Annotated in this window: 12 protein-coding genes; 4 read left to right on the forward strand and 8 right to left on the reverse strand. The window is 66.6% G+C overall.

The genetic code is table 11. The annotated features are described in order from the left end of the window. Window positions 1–404: class I SAM-dependent methyltransferase (locus tag A5652_RS23705; protein ID WP_156745517.1), on the forward strand; the 404-nt coding region annotated here is incomplete at its 5' end. Between the two features lie 34 nt (window positions 405–438). On the opposite strand, the gene A5652_RS23710 is transcribed toward A5652_RS23705, so the two are convergent. Beyond that, window positions 439–888 carry an SRPBCC family protein gene (locus tag A5652_RS23710; protein ID WP_067357705.1) on the reverse strand — a complete coding sequence of 150 codons (450 nt, stop codon included), beginning with the start codon at window positions 886–888 and terminating at the stop codon, window positions 439–441. A 241-nt stretch (window positions 889–1129) separates the two neighbouring features. After that, complete coding sequence (locus tag A5652_RS23715; RefSeq protein ID WP_067357687.1) at window positions 1130–1825, reverse strand: SDR family oxidoreductase; 696 nt, start codon at window positions 1823–1825, stop codon at window positions 1130–1132. Window positions 1826–1972: 147 nt separating this feature from the next. Here A5652_RS23715 and A5652_RS23720 point away from each other — a divergent pair, with 147 nt between their 5' ends. Then, window positions 1973–2518 carry a CGNR zinc finger domain-containing protein gene (locus A5652_RS23720; RefSeq protein WP_067357708.1) on the forward strand — a complete coding sequence of 182 codons (546 nt, stop codon included), beginning with the start codon at window positions 1973–1975 and terminating at the stop codon, window positions 2516–2518. A 52-nt stretch (window positions 2519–2570) separates the two neighbouring features. On the opposite strand, the gene A5652_RS28225 is transcribed toward A5652_RS23720, so the two are convergent. The 5 genes from A5652_RS28225 to A5652_RS29035 form a co-directional block, all read right to left on the reverse strand. Then, complete coding sequence (locus A5652_RS28225) at window positions 2571–2735, reverse strand: hypothetical protein (RefSeq protein WP_197514083.1); 165 nt, start codon at window positions 2733–2735, stop codon at window positions 2571–2573. Window positions 2736–2889: 154 nt separating this feature from the next. Then, a complete protein-coding gene (locus tag A5652_RS23725) occupies window positions 2890–3735 on the reverse strand; it encodes an SDR family oxidoreductase (protein WP_067357690.1) in 846 nt (281 codons plus the stop codon). A 65-nt stretch (window positions 3736–3800) separates the two neighbouring features. Next, entirely contained in the window at window positions 3801–4565 is a 765-nt protein-coding gene (locus A5652_RS23730; RefSeq protein WP_067357712.1) for a DUF2127 domain-containing protein, read from the reverse strand. 54 nt (window positions 4566–4619) lie between these two features. Then, entirely contained in the window at window positions 4620–6008 is a 1389-nt protein-coding gene (locus A5652_RS23735; RefSeq protein WP_067357715.1) for an MmgE/PrpD family protein, read from the reverse strand. Window positions 6009–6119: 111 nt separating this feature from the next. After that, on the reverse strand, window positions 6120–7076 hold the full coding sequence (locus A5652_RS29035) for a LysR family transcriptional regulator (protein WP_067357692.1): 957 nt from the start codon (window positions 7074–7076) through the stop codon (window positions 6120–6122). A 168-nt stretch (window positions 7077–7244) separates the two neighbouring features. On the opposite strand from A5652_RS29035, the gene A5652_RS23745 reads away from it, so the two are divergent. Next, entirely contained in the window at window positions 7245–7778 is a 534-nt protein-coding gene (locus tag A5652_RS23745; RefSeq protein ID WP_232001367.1) for a carboxymuconolactone decarboxylase family protein, read from the forward strand. An 82-nt stretch (window positions 7779–7860) separates the two neighbouring features. Here A5652_RS23745 and A5652_RS23750 read toward each other — a convergent pair whose 3' ends face one another. Next, window positions 7861–8739, reverse strand: coding sequence for a helix-turn-helix domain-containing protein (locus A5652_RS23750; RefSeq protein WP_067357698.1), 879 nt, complete (start codon window positions 8737–8739; stop codon window positions 7861–7863). Window positions 8740–8863: 124 nt separating this feature from the next. Here A5652_RS23750 and A5652_RS23755 point away from each other — a divergent pair. Beyond that, window positions 8864–9612: alcohol dehydrogenase catalytic domain-containing protein (locus A5652_RS23755; protein ID WP_067357701.1), on the forward strand; the 749-nt coding region annotated here is incomplete at its 3' end.

Here is a 9612-nt window from a genome sequence, read left to right on the forward strand (position 1 = left end):
CGGACGGGCTGGCCCTTGGCATCGATATCTCCGAGCCGATGCTTGCCCGCGCCGTGCGCAATGAGGCCGGGCCGCAGGTCGGCTTCATCAAGGCCGACGCACAGCGACTTCCGCTGCGGGACAGCACCGTTGATGTGGCCGTGTCGACCGCGGTGCTGCAACTGGTGCCGGATCCGGCGGCCGCCCTTGCCGAGATCGCGCGCGTGCTGCGGCCCGGCGGCAGGCTGGCCGTCATGGTCCCGACCGCGGGACCCTTGGCCCGCTATTGGCAGATGCTGCCGAATGTCGGGGCGCATGCGTTCGACGACGACGAAATCGGCGATGTCTTGGAAGGCAACGGTTTTGCGAGCATCCGGGTGAAGAACCTGGGAACGTTCCAGTGGGTGCGGGGTAAGAAAGGCTGATCCGTCGGGCGTTTCCGACGGCCATGAGAAGGACCTATTCCGGGGATTGCGCCAGGATGGCGAGCTTGTCCATCGACTCGCGCAGCATGTCGGGCGTCGTAGCACGGGCGCGCTCGAGGCGGGTGGGGTCGTTCAGCGCCGTCCAGTCGTAGGTGTGGGTCACCGTGGTCAGCGTCGGATTGATCTGGCTGACCTCCCAGCGCCACAGGTGGCCGGGCGGCTGCTTCCTGGGTTCCGCTGGGCACCAGGCGATTTTGCTGCATTCGACGAATTCCACGACGTGGTTTTCGCGCACCGCACCGTTGGTCAGGGTCGTTGTGAACACATCACCGACCTGACGGACGCGCTGCCCCGGAGCCGACGAGGCCAGGTTGTTGTTACCGTCCCAACTCGGCTGGCGAGACGGGTCGGCGATAAGTTCGAAAATACGGGCGGCGCTGGCCGAGATGACGCGGGTGGCGCTCACAATGCGTTCCTCTTCCATGTCGCTATCCAAACACGTCGCGCCGGTTGGCGCGTTCGTGACTTTGAGCCGGGCGTTGAGGACCTTTGGCGGTCCCAGCGCCGGCGCGCGCATGCGACGGTGGTGCTGCCGGGATAACCAGGTGGTCTGTCCGAAGTGCAGAGAGCCAAGATTGGGCCCGAACAAGTGGGCCACCGCAAGCGCCTGCTTGACCCCCGGCACGGTTTCTTCCTTCGGACAGACCTGCCGGCGTCCAGGCGGTTCACCCCATCCGGGGCAGCGCCTCAATCGGCCCGGACAGCGCCGCCTTGACGTAGCGGGTGTCGTCGTCGGCCAGCACCTCGGCGTCGTCCCCCTCGATGCCGTCGACGATCGCGCGCGCCACCTGGCGCGGGTCGTTCTTGGGTGCGTCGAAGCCGGAGGTCATATCGGTGTCGGTGAAGCTCAGGTGCGCGGCAACGACCAGGGTGCCCTGCTTCTCGAGTTCGATGCGCAGCGAATTCGTCGTCGACCACAGCGCGGCCTTGGAATCGCCATACCCGCCGGATCCGGGCATCCAGGACAGGATCGAGGCGACGTCGACCAGTGCCCCGCCGCCGTTCTGCGCCAGGATCGGTGCGAACGCCTGGGCCACCCGTAGCGCGCCGAAGTAGTTCGTCTCGAAGACCGCTCGCACCTCGTCGATGCTGCTGGTGAGGAGGTTTCGGGCGCCGAGCACACCGGCATTGTTGATGACGATGTCGGCGTCCGGCGCCTTGGCCGCCAGCGCGGCCACCGAGTCCGGCTTGGTGACGTCCAATTCGACGCTGATCACGCGCGGATCCTGACTGGGCTTGGGCGCCCGGGCCGTGGCGTAGACCTTGGCCGCGCCTCGTTCCAGCAACTCCGCCACGATGGCCTTGCCGAGCCCGCGCTGTCCCCCGGTGACCACCACCGTCGACCCCTTGACGTTGACCATGATTCGCTCCTTTGACGTAGCCAAAACTGCTTTGATTACGTCACAGTAGTTGACCGCTGTGACATAGGCAAGTAATATTTGGCTATGTCTTCACCGTGGGTTGCGTCACAGCGGTACGGGTGTGCCGCGGCTCCTGGTGGCCTGGGCCTGGTCCAGGACTTCCTCAACACGAGGGCCATCGACGGATATGGACCGGACCTGCTGGCCGACCCCGACCTCGCCGGCGACTGGGCAGCCGCAGCGGTGCGAGCGTGGTCGGCCGCACGCGACGTGAATCTGCAGCCGCCCGGGCTCGGCGACGCGGATTTGGCGAAACTTCGCGGCCTGCGGGCCACCGTCGAACAGCTGGTGGCCGGCGAACCGCCGGCTGGGCGGGGCCCTAGCGGCGTCACCGCATCGTTCACGCTGTCCGATTCCGGTGAGGTGCGGCTGGATCCCAGCGGCAGCGGTTGGCGCTGGCTGGCCTCGGCGCTGTGGGGCGAGATCCTGTTGAGCCAGCAAGCCGGCACCTGGCGGCGGATCAAGCGATGCCATAACCACCGGTGCGGGTCGACGTTCTACGACCGCTCGAAAAACAACAGCGGGGTCTGGCACGACGTCAAAACGTGCGGCAACGCCGTCAACCTGCGCGCCTCCCGGGCGCGGCGGCGCGAACGCGATCGGGCGGCGCAGTCAGCCGTTCCGCCGGGTTAGGCGGTATCGGCGATAAAGACCCGGTAGGACGGCTATCTGCCCGACCGGCCCGTCAGCAGCGTTCGACGCCCTTGCGCATCAGGCGCGGACCCGAGGCCGCCGGTCGCCGCGAGCTTCGCAGCATCGCATGCACGACGTCGAAGGCGCGCGTCTTCAGCGGCGCGACCACGTCGAAAGTGGCAGGAGCCTGGCTGACCCAGGCCGGAAGTGTGGCCACAATGTGTTCCTTTGTTCTTTCGGCATGTGCGCCGACTCAGTCAATTGCACCGCAGCCGTTTTACGGCGGCGCCGCGCCGCGGTAAACGTCACGAAAAGCCCATTTGTGGCGTACGGCACATTCGTGACGCAACGAAGGGCACGCAACAGTGCGTCTAGTGAAAACCCTTGAACCGGCGCAGATAACCCGGCAATCGGTGTGCCGGTACCGCCTTTGGCCAGTCGTCGGGGCGGAAATACGCGTCGGTACCGCCGTCCACGAATACTACACTGCCGCAGAGAAAGTCGGCGGCGTCTGAGAGCATGAAGCACATCCAGTCCGCCATGTGTCCCGCGTCTCCGAAGCCGCCCAGCGGGACGGGGAACGAGCGGACGGCCTTGGCCTGCCTGGGGTTCGACAGCTGTTCCTGTAGAAGCGGTGTCATGATCGCGCCGGGAGACAATGCGTTCAGGCGCACGCCCGACCCGGCCCACTCCGCACGCACCGCGTGTCGTCGCACCCAACGGCTGACCGCGATCTTGGATGCCCCGTACATCATCGTCGGTGCCGCCGGACCCAACAGCCGCACCGCTCGCACCGCTTTGTCGGCATCGTGGGCGAGCAGTGCCTTGACCGCCCGGCGTGGCACCGCGGGAATCGTCGTCGTCGAATTGCTGGCGACGACAACGACCTTCGCGCCTTCGGCGGCGGCCAGCGCGGCACGCCAGGCGGCGAGCAATTCGACGACTCCGAAGTAATTGACCGCGGCGATCTGGCGGATGCGGTCGCGACCGGGGCCGGGACCCAGGCCGGCCGCGAGGACGGCGCCGTCGAGTCTGTCGCCCGAGGCCGCCAGGACGCGATCGGCCGCCGCTTTGCGTCCATCGGGCGTCGACAGGTCGGCGACGATATCGGCGTCCTTGATGTCGACACCGATGATGCTGTGCCCGTTGTCTCGCAGTCGCGCGGCGGTCTCGCGGCCCATCCCGGAAGCCGACCCGGTAACGGCATAGGTCCCCATTGATTCCTCCGTTCCGACGGGCAGTATGCCTGTCGCTCCCGCGGGCGCGGCCTTGGGTGTGGGGGTCAGTTCGCCGCGGCGGCCTTCTCGACGTCGAGCAGCTGCTCGCCGCGTCGTTCTTCGTCGTAGGCCTTGCGCCCGCCCCGCAACCCGAACAGCCGTTTCGAGACCAGCAGGTAGATCACCGCGGCGACGTTGATGGCGAAGGTCACCACCCGGGTCATGGTGATGCCCTTGGCCAGGTCATGGATCTCGAGCGGCAAGAAGACCGAGGTGGCTATCACCGCGAAGTATTCGCCCCAGCGCTTCAGCAGCCACAGGCCAACCCCTTCGACGACCTCGATCAGCGCGTACCCCACCAGCGCCAAGGTCAGCACGGCCAGGGTGGACGGCTTGGCGGCCAGCGCCTTCTCCAGTTCGTGCACGATGGTCATCTGATCGACCTTGAATCCAGCGGCGCGGAAGATCGGCAGGTCGCGATCGAGGGTGGACTGGATGGCGCCGCGCGCCCCGCGGAACTTCCACACCGCGTAGGCGGCCAGCGCGATCACCACCGCTCGCAACAACCGTTCCACCGCCAGTGCGCGGATGATGATGGCCTGGCGTAAGGCCTTGCCGCGCATGATCATCGGCGCGTCTTCGGCGCGGCCGCGTCCGTGCGGCTCGCCCACGGTGAATTCGCCGCACCGCAGACAGCGCCATACTTCGCCCAGTCCGGTGCTGCCGCTCAACCGGTCCGCGAGTGACTTCTCGTCCGGTGCGTAGGTGGCGTGTCCCGCTACGGCGCAGGTGACCAGCTCCCACCGATTGTGGCGGTGTTCTTTGCCCATGGCCGGATCATTCATGGCCGACGGTCGGCCACGCAAGGGGGCGCGCAACGGACGTCAGAAGCGCGGCTTGCTGCGAGCGCACCGAGCGTTGGGAAGCACCGACCCGAGGAGTGCGGTGAGGTCGGTGACTCCGATCTCGTCGAGACGAGCCACCGCGGCGACGATGTCATCGCGCAGCGGCGCGTCGCAGAAGGGTTCGGCGAGCCAGCCGAACTTGTCCACGACGCGTTCCCAGGACATCGGGCGGGTAGGTGATCCCTCGTAATCCGACTGCTCGCGGCTGAATTCTCGCCCATCGCTCGTAATCACGCGCACCCGCGCCGCGGTGCGTTGCGGATAATCGGCGGTCAGATCGTCGGCCGCCTCGACGTACACCCGCGACAACAGATCCTGGACGTCAGCCCGCGAAACCCGGTCGTTCTCAAGCTGTTCGGGGCCCACGCCCCCGTCGAGCAGGGCGGCCGCGGTCAGGTACTTGAGGTTGTAGTCGGCCTGCTCCTTGGTGACCGGGTGTTCTTTGTCGCCATACGCACCCCCACCGGCGAAGTCGTACGCCCCTTGGAAGACCTCGAGGACCACCCGGGCGACATCCGCTCCGCGCAAACCGTTCTCGCTGCGAACGGCCAGGACCGCATCGATCACGACCTGGCCGTGGATCAGTGCGCAGTACTGCTTCAAGTAGGTCTGCTCGACACAGGTGAGGCTCCGGTCGGCGGTGCGGAGATCGATGGGCTGATCGAACAATTGCACCAACCCGTGCGGGCCCTCGAACAGTGATTTGGGCCCGGTGATGCCGCGCGCTGCCAGCATCGTCGTGTACACGGCTCGCATGCCGGTGATCGCCGGCGAGATGCCCTTCCAGTTCGACACCGGTTCGGCATGGACGGCCGCCACCGATACGTTGTCGGCCGCCGCGGCGGCGATGGCGTTGGCGGTCTGCCCGGCGCTCAGCCCCAGCAGCTTCGCGCTGCCCGCCGCAACCGACATCGACAGCTGCAGCGCGTGGTTGAGTCCGCGCGCCATCACGGGAACCTGTGCACTGAAACGGCATTGGATCTCGTAGGCAACCGCCAGCGCCAGCAGGAAGTCGGCTCCGCTGGCGCCGGTGTGTTCCGCCACGGCCAGAACGGCGCCGACGTTGTCGGCGGGATGGCAGAGCCCGCCCACGGTCAGATAGGTATCGAGCAGATCGGGGTAGCGCACCAGCACCGCGTTGAAGAACGCGGCCTGGTCCACCGATGCTCGCCCGCCGCCGACCAGGGTGGCCGTCGGCGCGCCACCGAACTGGGCGGTGTGGTCGCGAATAGTCGGGATGAGCGCCCCGTCCAGCGAGCCGACGGCGCACGCAATGCTGTCGAGGACATTGCGTTTCAACAGCGTGCGCGGCTGCCCGCTCAGATCGGCCGGCCGCGCGCTCACGACGAAATCGGCCAGCTGGTCCACAACGTAGTTATGTGCCACCACTTTTCGCCCTTCCGCTCTGCTACTCCCACTCAAGCCCAGCAATGCGGAACCGTCCAGAATCGATTCCTTACGAGTGGTTGACGGAAGTTCTCACCGCACACCGGTGCCACGATCAAGGATGCCCCGGTGGGGATCGTCGGACGGAGTCCACCACCGCCCGGGGGGAGGGGTCGGCCACTCACGGCCGCGCGCAACGGCCAGCAACGAAGTCACGACGCCGCGCACACTGGCCCGATCATCGTCTTGGCGATGCAGTAGCGACCACGTCCACAGCGGTATCGGATCGGCGACTGGCCGCTGGCCCAACCGAGGCGGGAGTGTCGCGTTGTGGCGCTTCGGTGACGCCAGCACAGCGCTTCTGATTTTGCGCACGTGTGCGTAGAACGCGTCGCCGGTGATGCCCCCGTCGTTGATTCCGACGATACGTGCACCGTTGTCGGCGGCGAATTCTTCAGCGAACCGATTCCATGAGGCCCATGCCGACGCGTCGTCGTCGATGAGAACGCTGACATGCTGTGCGCCAACCGGTTCCGAAGAGGTCGTCCCGGGGACGACCGCGTTCAGCGGTTCGGACCGTAGCAGGTGGGGAGTCAACTCCCGCTGCTTGGCCTGCGCATCCGTGATCCACGCCAACGCAATGTCGAGAGTGCCCTCGGCCACGCGGTCCGCTTGCACGTGCGACGGCAACACCCACTCGTCCAGGCGCAAGGCCACATAGGGCCCCACGATGGCGTCGATGTCGTCGGGTAACCAGCTGACGTAACCCAGCCGCACCGGAGCACTTCGTGCGGCGGTCCGCTGCAGCCGATGCTTGGCGTCGTCGGCCAGTGACAGGATCCGGCGCGCGTCCGGAAGAAACGTACGGCCGGCTTCGCTCAACCGGACGCTGCGCCGGTCCCGCACCAACAAATCAGCGCCCACTTCGCGTTCCAACGCGATGATCTGTTGCGACAGCGCCGGTCCCGAAATGTGCAGGCGATGGGCGGCGCGACCGAAGTGCAATTCTTCTGCGACGGCGACGAAATAGCGCAGCTGGCGCAGTTCCATATGTCGAGCTTAAGTGGCTCCACCTGCGCTTGGAAGCACGACTTACCAGTGATCACAAGCGAGTCATGGACTCACCCCGGCTCGCGCGATTCGCTGGAATGAACGACCGCAATCTATGAGGTGGGCCCGATGCGACTTCCCCTTTTGCCACCGGCCAGTTTGACCGCGGTGCAGCACGACCTGTACGACGATATGCGCAACGTAATCGACGGCGAGTTCGGCGACCTAGTCGCATACCGCCGCGACGGCGCGCTCATCGGCCCCTTCAACGGTTGGCTGCACTTTCCCCAATTTGGCTTGCCGGCTTGGTCATTCAACAAGTCGATGTGGGAACACGCCCAACTTCCGGGCGATATTCATCAGTTGGTCATCCTGGTCACCGCGGCGAAATTTGGGGCGCGCTACGAAATCTACGGCCATGAGTATTTCGCACGTCGCGCAGGTCTGTCGGAATCAAAAATCGCCACCATCACCGCGGGTGAACGCCCCGCGGACCTGAGCGGCGACGAAGGCGTCGCCTTTGACATGGCGGCCTCCCTCAACCGGGGAGGAGTTCTTGCCGAGACCACTTATCGCGCCGCCGTACACCGCTTCGGCTCACACGGAGCGGCCGAGATCGTGTTCTTGGTGGGCTGCTTTTCGATGGTCGCCGTGACACTCAACGCGTTCGATGCCGGTGTGCCCGGACGCGATGATGTGTAGGGCATCTGCCGCCACGCAACGATGCCAAAGCAGCCGCCACTGAAAAGACGGGATCCGATCGAAGCGCCGTTTGTGCATTGCGTCAGGCGCCGCGGTGTTCGACCCCTTCGATCACGGGCGGTCGCGGTGGCGGTCCGCTGAGTGCGGCCGTCTCGTCGGTCAGGTGTTTCCCGATGTCGCGGATCTGTCGCGCGCTCAGCGCACACAGCGGGTGCACGGCCACCATCAGGGCGACGCGGCTGCGGTCGTCGAAAACCGGCGCGGCGATGGTCACCACGGGTTGCTTGCGTCGTCCCGGGTTGTCGTCGGAGAGAAATCCGATGGTGGTGAACTCGACCAGCAACTGATCCATGATGTGACGCACCGGGGTCGGCATTTCGCTGCTGTCCAGCGTGCCGACCACCTGCACAGCCTGCGCGAGCGCCGGCGTCGTCCAGTCGACGTCGTATCCCCGCTCGCGCGTGTGCGCCAGCACCTGCCGCAGGCGCTGCGTGCGGTCGGCATTGTCACCGGCGCCCCGCCGGATCCACCCGCGCTGTTCCTCCTCGGTGTCCCAGGCCGCCATCGCCACGCCGAACGGGGGCGCGTACGGGATGCGATCACCCGGTATGCCCGACGGCTGCGTGGCCGGTTCGCCTTCGAAGGCGGTGACAACCAAGGAATCACCGAACTTCTCGACCACCGAACAGGCGTAGCCGACTTCCCGGGACAGCCGCAGGGCCGCGGACCGCGCCGCATGGGCGAGCGGTCGGGCGGTGTCCGTGCGGGCGGCCACCACCGCCAGTGCGGGGCCGAGCGCGAACGTCTTCGCGACCGGATCGCGACTCGCCCACCCGCGGTCGCACAGCGTCTTCAGGATCGCGTGCGCGGTTGCCTGGGTGAGGTCCAGCTCGCGCACCACGTCGGAGAAGCGCAGCCGCGCGTGTGGAGACCGCGCCAGCAGCTCGACGACGTCGAGCACGCGGGCGGTCGGCGCTGACGTCGAACCGCGAATCCCTTGACTCCTTTACGACGGCGTTTTTACAGTTGTACGAACATTCGAGATCCTATATCGATTATTCGAGAAAGTTACCCAATTGCGCGCTGTGGTGCTACGAGACGGTCGGTTACAGGTCCGCGAGACGGCGGACCCGCAGGCCGGGCCGGGTGAGTTGCTGCTGCGCACGTTGAGCACCGCGATCTGCGCGTCCGACGTGCATTTCATGGATCATCCCGAGCTCGCCATCGATGACCCGACCGGTCGCTCGCTCTACGACACCGAGCGTGACATCGTGCTCGGCCACGAATTCGTGGGCGAGGTCGTCGGGCATGGGCCCGGCTGCACCGGCCAGTTCGCCGTCGGTACGCGCGTGACCGCAATGCCGGTGCGATTGGTCGACGGCGGCGCCGGCGGGATGCGGATCATCGGTCAGCATCCCGCGGCGCAGGGCAGTTTCGCTGAGCTGCTGGTGGTTTCGGAGGTGGCGGCCAAGCCCGTCCCCGGCGAGGTGTCCAACGACGCTGCGGCATTGACCGACGCGTTCGCCGTCGGCGAGTTCTACGTGCGCTCAGCGCAGCTGCAGCCCGGCGAGATCCCCGTCGTCATCGGTGCGGGCGCGATCGGGCTCTCGGCCGTCGCGGCCCTGGCCGGTCGCGGCATCGAACCCATCGTCGTCGCCGACTACAAGGCCGACCGGCGCCAGCTGGCCGGTGACCGGTTCGGCGCGCACGTGCTGGTCGACCCGAAAGAGAAATCCCCATTCGACGCGCTCAACGAGGTGCGCGCGCAACGCGGATTGCCCGGCCCGGCGGTCGTATTCGAGTGCGTCGGCGCGTCCGGACTGATCCAGAAATT

Origin of the sequence: Mycobacterium sp. 1165178.9 (assembly GCF_001673555.1) — a bacterium.
Classification (GTDB): Bacteria; Actinomycetota; Actinomycetes; order Mycobacteriales; family Mycobacteriaceae; genus Mycobacterium.

Coding starts and splice junctions, on each gene's coding strand:
- A5652_RS23710 (WP_067357705.1), bottom strand. CDS start 888: ATGGAAGAGGAACGCATTGTGAGCGCCACCCGCGTCATCTCGGCCAGC.
- A5652_RS23715 (WP_067357687.1), bottom strand. CDS start 1,825: ATGGTCAACGTCAAGGGGTCGACGGTGGTGGTCACCGGGGGACAGCGC.
- A5652_RS23725 (WP_067357690.1), bottom strand. CDS start 3,735: ATGGGGACCTATGCCGTTACCGGGTCGGCTTCCGGGATGGGCCGCGAG.
- A5652_RS23730 (WP_067357712.1), bottom strand. CDS start 4,565: ATGGGCAAAGAACACCGCCACAATCGGTGGGAGCTGGTCACCTGCGCC.
- A5652_RS29035 (WP_067357692.1), bottom strand. CDS start 7,076: ATGGAACTGCGCCAGCTGCGCTATTTCGTCGCCGTCGCAGAAGAATTG.